The sequence below is a fragment of the Parasediminibacterium sp. HNIBRBA5674 genome (assembly GCF_056745525.1).
Genome location: NZ_JBQWIE010000001.1, coordinates 224,335 through 242,322 on the forward strand (window position 1 = coordinate 224,335; position 17,988 = coordinate 242,322).

The following is a 17,988-nucleotide window of genomic DNA, read 5'->3' on the forward strand; positions in this document are numbered from 1 at the left end:
CACTTTTAAAAATTAAAAGACAATGAGCAAAAAATTAACGCTCCTTTCAACAACATTGCTAAGTGCAACGGTATTGCTTGCACAGCAAGACACGCTGGCTACCAAACAGCTAGACGATGTAATTGTAACCGCCAACAAAGTGGCGCAAAAACAAAATACTACAGGTAAAGTAGTAACTGTAATTACCAAAGCACAAATTGAAAAAAACACTGGTAAATCGGTAGCGCAAGTGCTAAACGAACAAGCTGGCGTAGTAATTAATGGCGCTTTTAACAACACTGGTAGCGTACAAACCTTGTACATGCGTGGTGCGAGTGCTGGTAGAACCTTGATACTCATAGATGGTATACCTGTAAATGAACCAAGTACTATTACGAATGACTATGACTTGAACTTGTTTTCTATAAACGATGTAGAGCGTATAGAAATTTGTAAAGGTGCACAGAGTACCTTGTACGGTAGCGATGCGGTGGCTGGTGTGGTAAACATCATTACTGTGAAAAGCAATATTACCAAGCCTTTTGAAGGTAAAGCAACATTAACTGCTGGTAGCTTTAATACTTACAAAGCCAATGTGCAAGTGTATGGTAAACTAGATAAATTTACCTATACAGCTCGCTATGCCAAGTTAACAACAAGCGGTATTAGCAGTGCTAATGATGCTACTGGTACTGGTAATTTTGATAAAGATGGTTATGATGGTAATGTGGCTAATGCAACAGTCCAATTTCAAGCGAATAAGCAGCTAAGCTTTAAGGCATTTACCATGTTTAGCCAATACAAATCTGATATTGATGCTGGTGTATTTGCTGATAAATCTGCCTACTTTATTAATAACAAAAGTGCGATTAGTGGTGCAGGTTTTAACTTTAAAAATGATGTGGTAACGCTTGTAGGTAATTATCAATATACTAAGCTGAAACGCTTGTACGACGATAACTACACGGCTGGTGCACCTTTGTTTACGTTAAACGATTATAACGCCGCTAGTCAATTTGCTGAGTTGTATACCAATGTAAAACTAGGTGCAGGTTTTAACTTACTTAGTGGTGCAGATTATAGATATGGTAGCTATAACAATGAGTACAAAAGTGTATCATCATTTGGTCCTTACAACAGTAATTTTAGAGATACTTCAGTAAGCCAAACAAGTATGTATGCATCGTTAAGTTTTATTGATGCTAAAAAGCATTTATCGGTAGAACTTGGTGGTAGATTGAACACGCATAGCCGCTATAATTTTAACTACACGTACACTTTTAACCCAGCTTATAACTTTAATGATCATTGGCGAGTTTTTGGTAGTGTGGCTACTGGGTTTAAAGCGCCAGGGTTGTATCAGTTAAGTATTAATGCTAAATTATTACCTGAAGAATCTATCAACTATGAGGCAGGTGTACAATACCAAAATAAACATGTAAACACACGTTTGGTGTACTTTAATCGTAAAATAGATAATGGTATAGACTACAACTACATTACGTTTAAGTACTTTAATTACATTAAGCAGCAAGTAAATGGTTTAGAGTACGAACTAACCGTAAAGCCAGTTGAAAAATTGACTATTACTGGTAATTACACATTGCTAATAGGTGAAGAAACATCACAAAACCGTGTGACCAATAAAGACACTGTTACTTATGATTATTTACTACGTAGACCAAAGCATGTAGCCAACTTAACAGTAGGTGTACAACCTTTAACCAAGCTGTATGTAAGCCTTATGGGTAAATATGTAAGCGACCGAAAAGATGTTGGTGGCTACGCAAAAGCTGATGTAGGCTTGGATGGTTATTTTATAATGGCAGCAACAGCATCATATGAAATAAATAAGCTTGTAAAGGTATTTGCCGATGCACAGAATGTTACCAACAAGCAGTTTTTTGATGTACGTGGTTACAATGCCTTACCTGCATTGTTTAACGTAGGTGTTACAGTAAACTGGTAACTATTTTAATTAAAAAAAATAACGAAGGGTTTATGAGTACTAACAATACTCATAAACCCTTTTCTTTAATATACTTCTCATTCATTTTTAAGTTTAAAACTTGCATACTATTGAAAGCATAATAATTAGGTAACACAAAGGCAGTAGTGTTGTAAATGCTGTTAATAATACATTAACGCAGTTTATATAAACACCTAACCCGATGTTTTTAAAAAAAGCGTTACATAGCCCAATCATTCTTTTAATCATTTACACGCTATTCACCTGTATTACAGCATCATCACAAGATAGTCTCAAACAGTCAACGTTACCCTCTACAGTACCTCAAAAAGATTTGATAGATATTGTAAACCATGTACTGCATAAGCATCCAACTAATAGAACCGATACAAGCACTAAGCAAAGCAACAAACTGTATATTTCGCCAGCGCCAATAATAGAATTTGCAGAAGCAACTAGCTTTGTATTAGGCATAGATGCAAATGCTGCTTTTAATACCAGCATAAGTTTACCAACAAATACGTCTACATTTTTAGGCGCCATAAAATATACCAGCAAAAAGCAATTATTACTACCGTTGCAATCTACCATTTGGCTTGCCGCAAACAAATGGGTAATTATTGGCGATTGGCGCTATTTAGACTTTCCGCAAGATGCTTTTGGGTATGGTGGTTATACGCAATTATCTAACAAGTATATTATTGACTATAAACACTTTCGTTTTTACGAAACAGTATTACGGCAAGCTGCCCCCAACTTATATGCTGGTCTTGGTTATCAGTTAGATTATCATTGGAACATTACAGAAAAAGGATTGGCAGTTGGTGCAGTATCAGATTATCAGAAATATGGCTTTGCCAATACATCTACATCGTCTGGTATTACAGCAACCATATTGTACGATAATAGAAAAAATCCTATTAGCCCAGAAGCAGGTAACAGTTTTGCAAGTATACAGTTGCTACAAAATGCTACTTGGCTGGGCGCAAATAGCCATTACACAACGCTTACGTTAGATGCAAGACGCTACCTTAAAATGCCATGGCATAGTTTACTTGCCCTGTGGGGCTTTGGTGTATTTACATTAGATGGCAAGCCACCTTATTTAGACCTTACAGGTGCTGGCCTAGATAGCTATAATAATACGAGTAGGGGTTATCAACAAGGGCGCTTTATTGGTAAAAATATGCTAGCTCTAGAGGCAGAATGGCGTTTTAGTTTATCTAAAAATGGGTTGTTTGGTGGGGTTGTTTTTGCCAATACTACTACCGTTTCAGAAATGGAAAGTCACCAATTTGAGAAGCTTATACCTGGTTTTGGTATTGGCTTACGCGTAAAGTTTAACAAGTTTTCTAAAACTAATATCGCCTTCGATTATGGTGTAGGTATTGGTGGTTCTAAAGGGTATGTTGGTAATCTAGGTGAAGTATTTTAGGGCTGTACTTTACCGTAAGTTAACAGTAAGGTAATATCAATGTGTTTATTTCACTGCCTACCAGTTTGTTTTTCTTGAGAACTAGTTAGAGATATACAATTACTTTTTTTAGCTTGGAAAATATTTTAGATCTACTGTCGCATTACAAATACCTCATTCTATATCCGCTAGCAATAGTAGAAGGGCCTATTGTGGCCGTAATAGCAGGATTGCTATGTTCTAATCAAATACTCAATATTTTATTTGTTTACCCCATTATTGTAGCTGGAGATATTACTGGCGATTCGTTATGTTATTTATTGGGCAGATTTGGAGTGCCAAAATTTATAAAAACTATTGCCATTAAACTTGGCATTAAACCAGAGAAAATTGCTGTTGTAAGAACTTATTTCGATACCAATCCTATTAAAACCATATCTCTATCTAAAATTGCTTTAGGTGTAGGTGTGGCTGGTATTTATTTAGCAGGTAATGCAAGAATTCCGTATAAGAAATTTATTGTGGTATGCCTTGCTACATCAGCCTTACAATACATCTTTTATCTCACTATCGGCTTTTTATTTGGTAGTGCTTATTTACAAATCAGTCGCTATCTCAATGTTGCTGCCACTATTATTATTTTAAGTGTATTGGCCATTATATTATTCCTGTTTGCAAAATCTAAACTTAAAAAAAATGCTGCTACTATGCCTTAAAGTGGTGGTGGTATTTCTCTAAAAAATAAGCTATGAGAATTTTATTTGTATCAGATACGTATTATCCTCACATTAATGGTGTGTATTATTTTGTTTGTCGTGTAGGGCCTATGTTGCAAAACAAAGGGCATCAAATAGCGGTGATAGCCCCCTCGCCAAGTACAGCACCTACTTTGCAAAAGATAGATGAGCTAGATGTGTATGGCCTACCATCAGTATCTACCGTATTGTACCCATTAATTCGTGTGCCATTTCCTGTATTAATGAAAGCTCGAATTAAAAAAATTATAGAAGATTTTAAGCCTGATGTGATTCACTTGCAAGACCATTTTGCCATTAGTAAAGCGGTGATTGAAGTGAATAAAAGTTTAGGCGTTCCTATAGTTGCTACTAACCATTTTATGCCCGAAAATGTATCGGTGCTTGTAAAAAGTGATACATTGAAAAAGCGTACAGAGAAATGGTTGTGGAGTGAATTTTCTAAAGCGTATAACCAAGTACCACTAGTAACCACACCTACCGAAACTGGCGTAAGCATTATGCGACCACATCTTAAACCTGAGGTAAAAACCCTTGCTATTTCTAGCGGTATAGATTTAAGCTTGTTTAACCCCGATGGTGATATAAAACCCATTTTAGAGAAATACGATATTCCCGCAGATAAACCCGTATTGCTTTACGTGGGCAGACTTGACCCTGAAAAACGCATAGACGAAATTTTAGAAGCGGTTGCTGTAGCTATTAAAACGGTTGATGTCACATTTGTAGTAGTAGGCAAAGGCACTAAAAAAGCCGAACTAGAACAAATGGCGGTAAGGCTTGGTATTGCACAGCATGTTATTTTCACAGGTTTTGTGCCAGATGAAGATTTACCGTTTATATACAAGTTAAGTCGCTGCTTTATTATTGCAAGCATAGCCGAATTACTAAGTCTAGTAACACTACAAGCCATGGCATCGGGCTTGCCTATTATTGCTGTAAATGCAGGTGCTTTGGTAGAATTAATAGATGGCAATGGCTATTTGTACAACGAGGGAGATATACCTGCCATTGTAAATGCCATAGCAAACATTTGTACTAACCAAGATGCTTACTTGCAAATGCGCAATAGAAGTTTAGAACTCATTCAGAAGCATGATATTAATGCAACGCTAAACGCATTTGAGCAGTTGTATTTGGCGCAGGCTGTGTAGTAAATGGTGAAACGTTTCTATGTTTTTTATGCCGTAAATGATTTTTGGGTGCTATTTCCCAAGCCTAGCTGTCTACTGAATAATAAACCTAAAGCGAAGCCCCGTCAGCTTTAAAAACCTGACGGGGCTAGCCAAGCAATGACTGCCCCTGCACCAGCAATCATTAGCAGAAAATATTTAACCATTACTTCAAGCCTAGCAACGCCTGCTTCAGCCCGAGCAACCATTGCTAGGAATAATTAACCATTGCACCAAGCCGAGCAATCAATGCTAGGACACAATTAATCATTGCTTGGATACATTTAACGATTCCACCACACCGAGCAATCACTGCTTCAACCCGAGCAACCCTTGCTAGGAATATTTAACCATTGCCTCAAGCCAAGCAATGATTGCTAGGGCACAATTAATCACTACTCGGGGCAAAAAACAGCTTTTAGCATAGCAAATACCCATTATTTGGGCATTATTACTGGCTAAAAAAGCTTTTTGAGTGCTTGTATTACCCAAAACAGGCTTAGTAGATGGTTACAAAAAGCTACAAATTGGCGTAGCATCAATTAACAATTTTTTAATAAGCATTGCTAAAGTACATAAAATAATATTTTTTATTTTAGTCATCTAAAATCTAAAAAACATGAAACGGTATTATTTGCCACCCGACGATTTGAGTAAATTGGTATTTCTTAAAAATTATGCAGCTAACCTAGAAAAACACGCAGCCGAGTTGGGCATACCTGTCGCTGTAGTAACCCAAGCCAAAGCAGATGCTGCCAACTACGAAGCAGCCGTAAACAGTGTAGAAAATTTTAAGAAGTATTCGCAATCTGTAACGGCTTACAAAAACCAGTTATGTGATGGTAGCGAAACCATTGCTGCTAGCTTACCTGCCCTGCCAGCATTACCCACTTTTACCAGGCCTGTAATAGGCGATATTTTTGGTAGATTGATATTGCAAGTGCGTGGTATAAAAAGCAACCCTAAGGCTACCGAAACCATTTTAAAAGACTTAGGCGTATTTGGTGCAGAAGCGGCTGAGGTAGATATGAATACCGTAAAACCCACCATTGATGTGGTATTACAAGCTGGCAAGCCCAATATTATTTGGAAAAAGAACGGCCGCCAAGGGGTACATATTTATGTAGATAGAGGTGATGGTAAAGGCTATGGTGCTATGCCATATACCGATACCAAACCAGACTTTTTAGACGACTACCCACTACCTGCCGCAGGGCAAACCGCCATTTGGAAATACAAAGCCTACTATATAGAAGATGATGTAGAAATAGGGCAAGAAAGTAACGAATTAATAGTAACCGTTACGGGTAATTTATCGTAAGTCTTAGCATTTACAAAAGCCGTTCTCTAGTTTAGGGAACGGCTTTTTTGTTTTATAAAGAATAAAAGAACAGTAGAGATAATTTTTATTGATTGAAAGAAGAAGGTTATTTTCATACTTATAAAAACTGAGTATTTGAGTCACATTTCATAAAATAAATTTTCAGTTACGCTACTGATTTCATTACCTCAATAACTATTTTTTAAAGACAATTAACTATATTTTTGTATTATGCCTAAAGAGTTTCCCAAAAGAGAATTTTTCCTAAAACCTGTGCTTCAAGCTATTCAAGAACTTGGTGGTTCTGGTACCAACGAAGAAATTAACAATAAGGTTATTGAGATATTAAAAATTTCAGAAGATTTATTGGCAGAGATGCACAAGAATACAAATCAGACTGAATTTGAGTATCAAATGGCTTGGGTAAGAACAATGCTCAAAAGTCAAGGACTTCTTGAAAATTCGCAAAGAGGGGTTTGGTCAATAAGTTCAACAGGTGATTTTTCTTTAATTAATTTACGATTAAATAAAAGCCTTGAATCCCAAATTAACCAAGAGGTGAATCAAGAAGAGAACTGGAAGGAAACAGTTATAGATGTAATTACAGAACATTTATCGCCTTCTGCTTTTGAAAGATTAATTCAGAGACTTTTAAGAGAAAAAGGTTTTACACAAGTAGAGGTTACAGGTAGAACTGGTGATGGCGGAATCGATGGTAGGGGTATTGCTAGAATTAATGGTATTTTGAGTTTTCACATAATCTTTCAATGTAAGAGATATAAAGGGAATTCAAAAGTTGGTGCAAAGGACATTAGAGATTTTAGAGGTGCAATGGTTGGCAGAACTGATAAAGGCTTATTTATAACAACTGCATCATTTACAAGGGATGCAATTGCCGAGGCAAATAGAGATGGCGCACCTACAATTGATTTAATGGACGGTGATAAGCTAGCTGAAAAATTAAAAGAGCTAAAACTCGGTTTAAATGTTGAATTGAAAGAAATTGTCAAAGTTGACGAGGATTGGTTCAAAAATTTTGAAAAAACGATTTAATGAGCACTATAGAAATTACAAATTTGACAGAACACGAATTTTATGAGAAATTCCAACTTCTAAGAAATCACTTTGATATTGACGCATCATTTAATGGGTGTATGTTTGAAACTTATGGTGAAGAACTAGAGTATGTTTTTGAAATGAGTAAAAAAAATCGTGTTGTTACCATTATTGAAAGTGATGATGAAAGCGAACGAACAATAATCGACGATTCGGGCATTAGAATAACTGAACCGATTCCCAACTTTTACTATGTAAGTGGTTTTCATATTGTAAATCGATGGGGTTATTTTATTTTAGATAAGCCGTATGAATACGAATTTGAAGTGAAAGCTGATTAGAATGTCAAGCATAAGTTCAACAACATTGTTTGTAGCGTAGAAAGAACTGGCGATGGCAAAACACTTCGCTTTGTACGCACATTTGCTAATGGCAGTTTTGAAGTGTATAAAACAGTAGACTTTTATATTGTTTAAATCATTTTTCCGCCGCTGTTGGCAAGAATGCCAACAGCTTTTTTTAGTTAATCCCTCTGTAAGTAGTGAAATTATGGTGTAATTAGAGGATAATAATAATGTTTTTGTTCCCCACCCAACCTCTCAAATAAAAGGTAATAAATTGTCTAAAACCCTGTTGTATTATATCTTTTCTAGTGATATAAATCATGTTTTAGGCTCATGCACCTAGGTAGCTTTGCCCTATCAAAAACAACCAGAACGGGTAAGTATGAGCTACTTAACACCACCACAAATTGCTGCACAATTTTGCAAAAGCGCACACGCAAAAACAAATGTATACAATAGCAGATTTGGGTGTATGCAGTTTTAGGTGGTGCTTTTATTGCATTAGGTAGTAAGTATTAAATAAGGCATAATGTAAATAATGCACCGCCAATGCTTCTATGTTGTTACGTAAGGTAACTCGCGTTTTGGCAAATACATTAAGGCAGTAATGGAACACTGATATATCGTTTGTTTTGGTTTGATTCACAGCGTAGCCTATTCTTAGGCTATGTTTTTTTATTGTTGCAAGTGTTGTTTTGTAATATTTTCATGGTATTTTCTTATCTGCTACTTCACTCATGTATACAAACCATTATTCTATCTAGTTAGCTTTTGTTTTAGAATTAAGCGGTTCTTTATATTTGTCTACATGGCTTATAAAACAGTATTTAATTGGAGCGGCGGCAAGGATAGTGCTTTGGCATTGTACCATCTATTACAAGATAATCAATTTACCGTAGAACGATTATTGACCAACATTAACAATACTTACAATCGTGTAGCCATGCATGGCGTTAGAGCCGAGTTATTACACCAGCAAGCTGTAGCTATTGGTCTGCCATTACAAGAACTAAGGTTAAACGATCAGCCTTCAATGGATGAATACAATAAGGCTATGACAAATACGCTGCAAGGGCTGCACAATCAAGGGTTCACCCATGCGGTTTATGGTGATATATTTTTAGAAGATTTAAGGCAGTATCGTGAATCTCAATTGGCTGCTGTAGGTCTTAAAGCATATTTTCCATTGTGGCAAAAAAATACAACCGAACTGATACATGCGTTTATTGATCTTGGCTTTACTACCATTGTTTGCTGCGTAAAAAGTGATTTGCTTGATAAAAGCTTTGCAGGTAGAATAATTGACAAAGACTTTCTAAAAGACTTACCAAAAGGTGTAGACCCTTGTGGCGAGAATGGTGAGTTTCACACGTTTGTAGTAGATGGTCCTATTTTCAAGTATCCCATCTCTTACACCATTGGTGAAACTATATTGAGGGCTTACAATGCGCCCAAAGATGATGAACACAGCACTGCAAGTACCATGGGCTTTTGGTTTTGCGATATTTTACCTTTTGATAAATAAACTACCATAGGTTTATTGGTACAATTGCTACAAATTCGCTGTATGGAAATATACCTCATAAGGCATACCACACCAGATATTGTAAAGGGGCTTTGCTACGGACAAACAGATCTTGACGTGATAGATACTTTTTTGCAAGAAGCCGAACAAATTAAGCCTCACTTACCAGTCACCATTACCACCGTGTATAGCAGTCCATTGCAGCGTTGCAGCAAGTTGGCAAAAGCATTATTTCCTACACATGCCATTACTTATCACGAACATTTACAAGAAATAAATTGTGGTGAGTGGGAAATGCAACATTGGGATGAAATACCCAAGCAAGCTTTACAGCCGTTCTTAGCAGATTTTGTGAATATCGCCATGCCTAGTGGTGAAAGTTATATTGATCTTTATAACAGGGTAATTGCTTGTTTTGAGCAAGTAACACAACAGCCAAAGCCTATAGCTATTGTTGCGCACGGTGGGGTTATTAGAAGCATTTTATCGCACATAACCAATACGCCTTTAATAGAAGCCTTTAATGTATTTAAGCTCTATTATGGCTGTGTAGTAAAGCTTTTTATTGACACCAACGAACAGCTTACCTATCAAATATTACACAATATAGTACCGCCTCAACCAGAACAGCATAAGCCATCTGTATAGCAGTAAGCAATAAGTATTGTAGTTTCGCTTGTTTATCTTTATAAAAATTCGCCATTATGAACTTTACCATTAACGAATTATTGACGGTAACTTTTACCTTATTTGCCGTGATAGATATAGTAGGATCGATACCACTACTTATTACGTTACGTGAAAAAATGGGTGGTATTAATTCTGCAAAAGCCACTTTGGTTTCTGGTGGATTAATGATATTGTTTTTGTTTTTCGGCGAAAGTTTCTTACGAATTTTGGGTTTGGATAAGCGTTCATTTGCCGTAGGCGGTTCTATCGTAATCTTTTTAATTGGCTTAGAAATGGTGCTAGGCCACGAAATATTTAAGGCAGATAAAGATAGCAAAGCAGGTACTGTGGTACCAATTGCTTTTCCTGTAATAGCAGGTAGCGGTACACTTACCACCGTAATGAGTTTAAAGGCTAACTATGATGAATTAGTAATAGTGATAGGTATTCTACTAAACCTAGTGGTAATATATATTGGCTTAAGAAGTTTAAATTTTATAGAGCGAGTGCTAGGTGAGGCTGGCTTGCTTGCTGTAAGAAAATTTTTTGGCGTAATACTGTTAGCAATAGCTGTAAAAATATTTAGCACTAATATTTCTGCATTTGGCAAGTAAGGTTCGTTTTACATTTGCAGTAATGGCTGTGTAGTACAATGGATAGTATAAGAGTTTCCGAAGCTCCAGATCCAAGTTCGATTCTTGGCATGGCCACCTTATCCGATAAATGCCCTTGAAAATCAAGGGTATTTAATTTTATGATGACAATTGTATTGAGAAAGGATAATAAGAAACAGCCGTTTAAACCAGTTGTAAATAGATGGATTGTGGAAAGAACATTCGCTTGGTTTGACAATGACAGAAGATTATGTTGAAACTATGAACTGCTGATGGAATCAGCCGAAGAAATGACTAAAATATCGGCTGTAAAAAAAATAAACAGGCTCATAAATCCATGCATTAATGCAGGGATTTTTTTTAAATATATTGAAGGCATGAAATCTACGTTATCGCATCTGTTTTTGTTCGTCTTAGTTTTTCTAATGGGTTGTGTAAATACAAAAAGGGCATTTAAAAATGCTGAAAATATTGCTGTAAAATCGCAGAATACTTTTCAAGATATTGCACAAGCAACCATTTTTAGTGATAGTAATTTTACAACCGCACATGTAGGTATTAGTATTTACAATCCTGCAACGCAGCAATATTTATACAATTACCAAAGCGATAAGTATTTTGTACCTGCAAGCAATATGAAATTATTTACCTGCTATGCTGCTATGAAAAATTTGGGTGATAGTTTAGTGGGGTTAAGATATTCTGAAGATAAAAATAACGACATTACAATTATTGGAAATGCTGACCCAACTTTTTTGCATCCTGATTTTCCCAACCAACCTGTGTACAATTTTTTAAAAAGCAAGGCTCAAATTGGTTATTTCTACAGTTTATATGCACAAGAATTCTCACCATTAGGTAAAGGATGGGCATGGGATGATTATTTAAGTGATTATATGCCAGAAAGAAGTGAATTGCCAATCTATGGTAATGTGGCTAAGTTTTTTTTATCAGGCGATACGATTAACGTTTCACCAAAAAAATTTTATAGCATTCCTCTTCTTTTATTTAATGGCTCACTTAAAAAAAATGACCTACCGTATAAATTCTATTTCAATATTGAAAGAGTAAGAGATAAGAATGTCTTTTCAGCTCACAAAAGTGTAGGCAAATTCAAGTTTCAGTATGTACCATTTACTAATGAAACTTCTTTTAAAGAAAATCATCAGTATTCTTCAACGCTAACAGATTTGTTAAACGATACACTCTCGAAAAAGGTATTTATTGATAGCGATAGAGATCCCCGTGATCGTCCAGTTTTTAAATCTATCATCCACTCTCAACCCACCGATTCGCTTTTAAAACCCATGATGCACAATAGTGATAATTTTTTTGCAGAGCAAACATTGCTGATGGTGAGCAACGAGAAATTAGGTGTAATGAATGACGAGCGAATTATTGACACTTTATTAAAAACAGATTTTAAAGGCTTGCCACAAAAACCACGTTGGGTAGATGGTAGTGGTTTAAGCCGTTACAATCTAATTACTCCGCAAGATTTTGTATGGGTGCTTAGCAAAATGAAAGCCGATTTCAGTTGGCAGCGTATTAGCACTATTTTGCCTACAGGTAACGAAGGCACATTAAACAATTACTATAAAAACTTAGCTGGAAATATTTTTGCCAAAACAGGCACGCTTAGCGGTCAGGTGGCATTAAGTGGCTATTTAATTACCAAGCGAGGTGAAACTCTGGTGTTTTCTGTATTAGTAAACAATCACCAAACATCTGCTACTGCAATAAGAAGAGGTGTAGAACGCTTTTTAACCCAAGTGTACGAGCAATATTAACAACTAAAAGGTAAAACTTCTATTATGTCTTCTGTGTCTATGTGGTAAATTTAAATTGCTTCTAAAAAAATATTTTGCTACAAATTCGTAATTTGCAATCAATCTCATACATTTGCAGCCCCGATTGCGGATGTGGCGAAATTGGCAGACGCACTAGACTTAGGATCTAGCGCCGCGAGGCATGTAGGTTCGACCCCTATCATCCGCACTTCAAAAGCCCCATCAAAAGGGGCTTTTTTATTAACTATTAAAAAAATCCTTCTCTACAAGGTACTTTTTTAAAATGGCGACAGTTACAAGAGAAAATGTAGGCTTGCTTACCGATAAGCTAACAGTTACAGTTTCATCAGCAGATTATTTACCAGCATTTGACAAAAATTTAAAACAATACGCCAAAACGGCAAATATTCCTGGTTTTAGAAAAGGGATGGTGCCTTCTGGTTTAATTCGTAAAATGTATGGCGCTAGCGTGTTTCAAGACGAAGTATTGAAAACCGTAGAAAAAGAAATAAACAGCTACCTATTTGTTGAAAAGCTAGAAATTTTTGCACAGCCATTACCAGTAGAAAGTGATGCTAGACAATTAGATTGTAATAATCCAAAAGATTACGCTTTTACTTTTGAAATAGGTTTTAAGCCAACTTTTGATGTAAACGTTGCTGGCATCAACGTTACCAAATACAAAATTGATATTACTGAAGAGATGATAAACGACGAAGTGGCTCGTTTACAAACTCGTTTTGGTAAAATGACTGAACCAGAAACAGTATCTCGTGATGAGGAAGTTTTAAACGTAACGTTTACAGAAACAGATGCTGAAGGTAATGTACCTGAAGGCGGTATTAATAAAGCTAACAGCGTTTTGGTTAAATATTTTACCGAAGATTTTAAGAAAAATATTTTGGGTTTAAAAGTAGATGATGTAGTAAATGTACACCTTGCTACAGCGTTTGGCGATACTGAACGTGCAGCTATTTTAGAAGATTTGGGCTTAGATAAAAACGAAGCTGCAAGTGCTGATAAAAATTTTAAATTAACCATTACTAAAATTGGCTTTGTAGAAAAAGCTGAGTTTAACGATGAGTTTTATGCGGCTGCTTATCCTTCTAAAGAAGTAAAAACTGAAGAAGAATTTCGTGCTGCTGTAAAAGAAGATATTGCTGCTTATTACGATGCACAAAGCCGTAACCAAGTAAGCGATCAAATTTATCATGCGTTGCTAGACAATACTAGCATGGAATTTCCAGAACCATTCTTGAAACGTTGGTTACAAGTTGGTGGCGAAAAACCAAAAACTGCTGAAGAGGCTGAAGCTGAATATCCAACATTTACCAATCAATTAAAATGGACTTTGATTAGCTCTAAACTAATGGAAGACAATAAAATTGAGGTATTGCCAGATGATATTAGAGAATTTGCAAAAATGCAATTGTTCCAATACATGGGTGGCCAATTGAACATGCTAGGCGAAAATAACCAATGGGTAGATGATTACGCTAACCGCATGATGCAAGACAAAAAATTTGTAGAAGATAGCTACCAACGTATAGGTACTGAGAAATTATTTGTAGCCTTAGAAACAGCGGTATCTGCAAAAGAAGAAGCGATAAGTGCTGAGGATTTTGCTAAAAAATTACACCACCATCATCATTAGTAAAGTAGTTCACACAAAGAACACTAAGAATAAAAAGCTCACAGCAATATTGTCTGTGAGCTTTTTTGTTTTTGCAAAACATTTATCTTGAAAGTCATGATAATCTGCGTTCTGTTGAATTTATTACGCCAAGTTGTCTGTAAAAAAATAAATGCATACTATTTGAAACATCAAATCTCATAACTTCAACGCAAAATAATAGCAGGTGATATATTGTATAAAAATTTACCACTTGTGATTAACAACTATAAATAGTATCAGATGAATTTTGGAAAAGAATTTGAAAAATTTGCCGTGAAAGATCAGGGCATAAGCAGTGCTACACTGCACAATTACCAATCGCATTTTAACCCAACCAACCTTACACCATACATTATTGAAGAACGTCCATTAAACATTGCACAAATGGATGTATTCAGCCGATTGATGATGGATAGAATTATTTTTTTGGGTGAAGGCATTAACGATTATGTGGCAAACATCATCACAGCGCAGTTATTATTTATGGAAAGCGTAGATAGAACTCGTGATATTCAAATGTACATTAACAGCCCAGGAGGCAGCGTTTATGCTGGTTTAGGCGTTTATGATACAATGCAGTTTATAAGCCCAGATGTAAGCACTATTTGTACAGGTATTGCTGCAAGTATGGGTCAAATATTGTTGTGCGCTGGTGTAAAAGGTAAACGTACCGCACTAAAACACAGTCGCATAATGATGCACCAACCAAGTGGTGCAATTGGTGGTCAAGCTACGGATATTGAAATTACGGCTCGTGAAATAAAGAAATTGAAACATGAGTTGTATGAAATTACTGCATTACATACTGGTAAAACACTTGATGAAATAGCAAAACACAGCGAACGTGACTTTTGGCTAACAGCTACCGAAGCCAAAGAATTTGGTTTGGTAGATGAGGTATTATTTACCAATCCTAGAAAAGCTGCGGCTTTACAAGGGTAGATAACAAGTAGTAAGTAAAAAGCTGCAAGCTTTGTGTGCTTTGCGAAAAACTTTGTGTTCTTTGTGGTTAAACAAATACGCTTAGATAAAAGCTGACAAGCGAACAGAACGTACAAGTGTGCGACGCAACAACAGCTACATTGAAAATCAACAGCTGATAACAACAATATTTTTAAAGCCTTTAATTGGGTAAAAATTATATAACATGATACAGTCTAAATATATGAATCCATTTTTGATGGAAGAGGAAGAAGACGAAAAGCCAAAAGATGAGAAGCAAGAGCAAATAGGCCCTACGATGATGAAGAAGATGGAGAAAATGTTTTTTGAAAAACGTGCCATCTATTTTTGGGGTGTTGTAGACGATAAAACGGTGAGAGAAGCCGTATCGAAACTATTGTTGCTTGATGCTGATAAGCCGGGTGAAGAAATTAAATTGTATATCAACAGCCCAGGTGGTGTGGTTACAAGCGGTATGGTTTTGTACGATACGATTAAATTGATTAGCAGCCCTGTAAGCACTATTTGTATGGGTTTGGCAGCAAGTATGGGTTCAATTTTATTGAGCGTAGGTACTAAAGGCAAGCGCTACATTTATCCGCATGGCGAAGTGATGATTCACCAACCAAGTATTGGTGGTTATTTTCAGGCAACGCAGGCTGATATTGAAATTCAGGCAGAACAAATAAGAAAGACCAAAGAAATTGGTGCGAAGATTTTGGCTGAAAATTGTGGTAAAACTGTAGAGCAAATTATGAAAGACTTTGACCGTGACTACTGGATGGATGCTGAAGAAGCGAAAGCTTATGGCATAGTAGACCATGTGTTAGATAAATTGTAATTAAGCTTGTTAAAATAGCTGATATACCGAAATACACTTTCTGATACAAGGCAGAGAGTGTATTTTTGTTTAAGTGCTTGGCGCAAATGTGCTAGGTACTATGTGTGAATTTTTAAATTAAAACAATAAATGGCAAAGCAAAATCATCTGCATTGTTCTTTCTGTGGCCGTGGCAGAGATGAGGTTAAAATATTAATAGCGGGGCAAGAAGGCCATATTTGTGAAAGTTGTGTAGAACATGCTGAGGATATTATTGCCCAAGAATTAGGGTTAAATCGTGAGTCTGCATCTAGTAGCAATGCAGCGGCACAGCCTGCAAGCAGCTTGAAACTAAATGTACGGAAGCCTGCAGAAATAAAAAGTTTTTTAGATCAGTATATTATTGGTCAGGATGACGCTAAGAAAGTAATTACAGTGGCGGTTTACAATCACTTTAAACGTGTAAACCAAAAGCAATTACAAGACGACGTAGAAATTGAAAAGAGCAATATTGTAATGGTGGGTGAAACAGGTACAGGTAAAACCTTAATTGCTAAAACCATTGCTCGCTTGCTTAATGTACCATTTGCTATTGTAGATGCAACGGTATTTACAGAAGCAGGTTATGTAGGTGAAGACGTAGAAAGTATGCTGACTCGCTTGTTACAAAACTGTAATTACGATGTACAAGCAGCTGAACGTGGTATTGTATATGTAGATGAAATTGATAAAATTGCACGTAAAGGCGATAATCCATCTATAACTAGAGATGTAAGTGGTGAAGGTGTACAACAAGGCCTACTTAAAATGCTTGAAGGTACAGAAGTGCTAGTACCACCTCAGGGCGGTAGAAAGCACCCAGACCAAAAAATGATAAAACTAGATACTAAGAATATCTTGTTTATATGCGGCGGTGCTTTTGATGGTATTGATAAAGTTATTGCTCGCAGAGTAAATACCAATGCCATTGGCTTTAATGTAAATAAAGATGTGCAAGATTACCAACGTAAAAACTTGCTTCAATTTATTACAGCGCAAGACTTAAAAAGCTTTGGTTTAATACCAGAATTATTGGGTCGTTTACCTGTAGTTACGCACTTAAATCCACTAGACGCGGAAACTTTGCGTAGCATTTTAACTGAACCAAAAAACTCTGTGATAAAGCAGTATGTACGCTTGTTTGATATGGAAGGAATTGCCCTAACATTTGACGACGCAGTGTACGACTTTATGGTAGAAAAAGCACTTGAGTATAAATTAGGTGCAAGAGGTTTGCGTAGTATTTGTGAAGGTATTTTAACCGATGCAATGTTTGAATTGCCAGGTAAAGGTGAAACCCAGCTACACATTACGCTTGAATATGCACACAGTATGTTTAGCAAAACCAACATGAGTATGCTGAAAGTAGCGTAATTACCTATTAATAAGGAATCATCAATATTATAAAATACACATTATGAACGAATTAATTGAAAAATTGAAATCAGAAGCTGGCTTAACAGACGAGCAAGCTGCACAGGCAATTCAAACTATTGTAGGCTTTGTAAAAGAGAAGTTTCCTATGTTAGGCGGTGCGGTTGACAATATTTTTGGTAGCAACTAAGCTTACCTATTTTACTTGATTAAAGGGCTTTGCAAAATATTTGCAAGGCCTTTTTTATTGCCATTTTGTACTTTAAAAAAATAGACTCGCCTGGAAAGGCGGGTCTGTTAAGCAAGCAACCAAAACTAAAAATTTAATGTTCAACTAAAACAACTGTAAGCAAGTTTATAGTTAGAGGTCAATAATCAATAAAACTAACTAACGTTAGTTTAGCAAAGATAATAGCTAATTAATACCAACCAAGAATTTTTTTCAGTTTTTGCATAGTTAATAATGGCGTTTGTGTAATAATCTAATCAAGGCACAAACACTAGCTACCTTTGGTGTATCAATAAAAACT

At 36.1% G+C, this 17,988-nt stretch carries 16 protein-coding genes and 2 tRNA genes; all 18 read left to right on the forward strand.

Annotated features, from left to right (window positions below; genetic code table 11):
* The first annotated feature begins 22 nt into the window (after nucleotides 1-22).
* The 18 genes from ACT9TX_RS00885 (at nucleotide 23) to ACT9TX_RS00970 (ending at nucleotide 17,648) form a co-directional block, all read left to right on the forward strand.
* Entirely contained in the window at nucleotides 23-1,948 is a 1,926-nt protein-coding gene (locus ACT9TX_RS00885; protein WP_481336206.1) for a TonB-dependent receptor plug domain-containing protein, read from the forward strand.
* Between the two features lie 202 nt (nucleotides 1,949-2,150).
* Nucleotides 2,151-3,383: a hypothetical protein gene (locus ACT9TX_RS00890; protein WP_481336208.1), complete on the forward strand. Its 1,233-nt coding sequence runs from the start codon at nucleotides 2,151-2,153 to the stop codon at nucleotides 3,381-3,383.
* Between the two features lie 113 nt (nucleotides 3,384-3,496).
* Entirely contained in the window at nucleotides 3,497-4,078 is a 582-nt protein-coding gene (locus ACT9TX_RS00895; RefSeq protein ID WP_481336209.1) for a DedA family protein, read from the forward strand.
* Nucleotides 4,079-4,110: 32 nt separating this feature from the next.
* Nucleotides 4,111-5,271 (forward strand): glycosyltransferase, encoded by a 1,161-nt coding sequence (locus ACT9TX_RS00900; RefSeq protein WP_481336210.1) that lies wholly within the window; start codon nucleotides 4,111-4,113, stop codon nucleotides 5,269-5,271.
* Nucleotides 5,272-5,908: 637 nt separating this feature from the next.
* The gene (locus tag ACT9TX_RS00905) at nucleotides 5,909-6,610 is read left to right on the forward strand and encodes a hypothetical protein (RefSeq protein WP_481336211.1); all 702 of its coding nucleotides are present in this window, start codon (nucleotides 5,909-5,911) and stop codon (nucleotides 6,608-6,610) included.
* A gap of 231 nt (nucleotides 6,611-6,841) precedes the next feature.
* Nucleotides 6,842-7,663, forward strand: a complete 822-nt coding sequence (locus tag ACT9TX_RS00910; protein WP_481336213.1) for a restriction endonuclease — start codon at nucleotides 6,842-6,844, stop codon at nucleotides 7,661-7,663.
* Nucleotides 7,663-8,007: a hypothetical protein gene (locus ACT9TX_RS00915; protein ID WP_481336215.1), complete on the forward strand. Its 345-nt coding sequence runs from the start codon at nucleotides 7,663-7,665 to the stop codon at nucleotides 8,005-8,007. The genes ACT9TX_RS00910 and ACT9TX_RS00915 overlap by 1 nt, the downstream gene beginning before the upstream one ends.
* A gap of 811 nt (nucleotides 8,008-8,818) precedes the next feature.
* On the forward strand, nucleotides 8,819-9,535 hold the full coding sequence (locus ACT9TX_RS00920) for a Dph6-related ATP pyrophosphatase (RefSeq protein ID WP_481336216.1): 717 nt from the start codon (nucleotides 8,819-8,821) through the stop codon (nucleotides 9,533-9,535).
* Nucleotides 9,536-9,577: 42 nt separating this feature from the next.
* Nucleotides 9,578-10,183, forward strand: a complete 606-nt coding sequence (gene cobC / locus ACT9TX_RS00925; protein WP_481336218.1) for an alpha-ribazole phosphatase — start codon at nucleotides 9,578-9,580, stop codon at nucleotides 10,181-10,183.
* A gap of 56 nt (nucleotides 10,184-10,239) precedes the next feature.
* Entirely contained in the window at nucleotides 10,240-10,818 is a 579-nt protein-coding gene (locus ACT9TX_RS00930) for a MarC family protein (RefSeq protein WP_481336220.1), read from the forward strand.
* Nucleotides 10,819-10,842: 24 nt separating this feature from the next.
* Nucleotides 10,843-10,914 (forward strand) — tRNA-Arg (locus ACT9TX_RS00935).
* A gap of 281 nt (nucleotides 10,915-11,195) precedes the next feature.
* On the forward strand, nucleotides 11,196-12,608 hold the full coding sequence (dacB, locus tag ACT9TX_RS00940; RefSeq protein WP_481336221.1) for a D-alanyl-D-alanine carboxypeptidase/D-alanyl-D-alanine endopeptidase: 1,413 nt from the start codon (nucleotides 11,196-11,198) through the stop codon (nucleotides 12,606-12,608).
* Nucleotides 12,609-12,734: 126 nt separating this feature from the next.
* Nucleotides 12,735-12,816, forward strand: a tRNA-Leu gene (locus ACT9TX_RS00945).
* 75 nt (nucleotides 12,817-12,891) lie between these two features.
* The gene (gene tig / locus ACT9TX_RS00950) at nucleotides 12,892-14,262 is read left to right on the forward strand and encodes a trigger factor (protein WP_481336222.1); all 1,371 of its coding nucleotides are present in this window, start codon (nucleotides 12,892-12,894) and stop codon (nucleotides 14,260-14,262) included.
* A gap of 261 nt (nucleotides 14,263-14,523) precedes the next feature.
* Nucleotides 14,524-15,225, forward strand: coding sequence for a ClpP family protease (locus tag ACT9TX_RS00955; RefSeq protein WP_481336224.1), 702 nt, complete (start codon nucleotides 14,524-14,526; stop codon nucleotides 15,223-15,225).
* A gap of 205 nt (nucleotides 15,226-15,430) precedes the next feature.
* The gene (locus tag ACT9TX_RS00960; protein ID WP_481336226.1) at nucleotides 15,431-16,066 is read left to right on the forward strand and encodes a ClpP family protease; all 636 of its coding nucleotides are present in this window, start codon (nucleotides 15,431-15,433) and stop codon (nucleotides 16,064-16,066) included.
* 129 nt (nucleotides 16,067-16,195) lie between these two features.
* Nucleotides 16,196-17,458 (forward strand): ATP-dependent Clp protease ATP-binding subunit ClpX, encoded by a 1,263-nt coding sequence (clpX, locus tag ACT9TX_RS00965; RefSeq protein WP_481336227.1) that lies wholly within the window; start codon nucleotides 16,196-16,198, stop codon nucleotides 17,456-17,458.
* 43 nt (nucleotides 17,459-17,501) lie between these two features.
* Complete coding sequence (locus ACT9TX_RS00970) at nucleotides 17,502-17,648, forward strand: hypothetical protein (RefSeq protein ID WP_379012546.1); 147 nt, start codon at nucleotides 17,502-17,504, stop codon at nucleotides 17,646-17,648.
* The last annotated feature ends 340 nt before the right edge of the window (nucleotides 17,649-17,988 follow it).

Coding starts and splice junctions, on each gene's coding strand:
- dacB (WP_481336221.1), top strand. CDS start 11,196: ATGAAATCTACGTTATCGCATCTGTTTTTGTTCGTCTTAGTTTTTCTA.
- ACT9TX_RS00900 (WP_481336210.1), top strand. CDS start 4,111: ATGAGAATTTTATTTGTATCAGATACGTATTATCCTCACATTAATGGT.
- ACT9TX_RS00920 (WP_481336216.1), top strand. CDS start 8,819: ATGGCTTATAAAACAGTATTTAATTGGAGCGGCGGCAAGGATAGTGCT.
- clpX (WP_481336227.1), top strand. CDS start 16,196: ATGGCAAAGCAAAATCATCTGCATTGTTCTTTCTGTGGCCGTGGCAGA.
- ACT9TX_RS00905 (WP_481336211.1), top strand. CDS start 5,909: ATGAAACGGTATTATTTGCCACCCGACGATTTGAGTAAATTGGTATTT.
- ACT9TX_RS00930 (WP_481336220.1), top strand. CDS start 10,240: ATGAACTTTACCATTAACGAATTATTGACGGTAACTTTTACCTTATTT.
- cobC (WP_481336218.1), top strand. CDS start 9,578: ATGGAAATATACCTCATAAGGCATACCACACCAGATATTGTAAAGGGG.
- ACT9TX_RS00890 (WP_481336208.1), top strand. CDS start 2,151: ATGTTTTTAAAAAAAGCGTTACATAGCCCAATCATTCTTTTAATCATT.
- ACT9TX_RS00970 (WP_379012546.1), top strand. CDS start 17,502: ATGAACGAATTAATTGAAAAATTGAAATCAGAAGCTGGCTTAACAGAC.
- ACT9TX_RS00955 (WP_481336224.1), top strand. CDS start 14,524: ATGAATTTTGGAAAAGAATTTGAAAAATTTGCCGTGAAAGATCAGGGC.
- tig (WP_481336222.1), top strand. CDS start 12,892: ATGGCGACAGTTACAAGAGAAAATGTAGGCTTGCTTACCGATAAGCTA.
- ACT9TX_RS00885 (WP_481336206.1), top strand. CDS start 23: ATGAGCAAAAAATTAACGCTCCTTTCAACAACATTGCTAAGTGCAACG.
- ACT9TX_RS00960 (WP_481336226.1), top strand. CDS start 15,431: ATGATACAGTCTAAATATATGAATCCATTTTTGATGGAAGAGGAAGAA.
- ACT9TX_RS00915 (WP_481336215.1), top strand. CDS start 7,663: ATGAGCACTATAGAAATTACAAATTTGACAGAACACGAATTTTATGAG.
- ACT9TX_RS00910 (WP_481336213.1), top strand. CDS start 6,842: ATGCCTAAAGAGTTTCCCAAAAGAGAATTTTTCCTAAAACCTGTGCTT.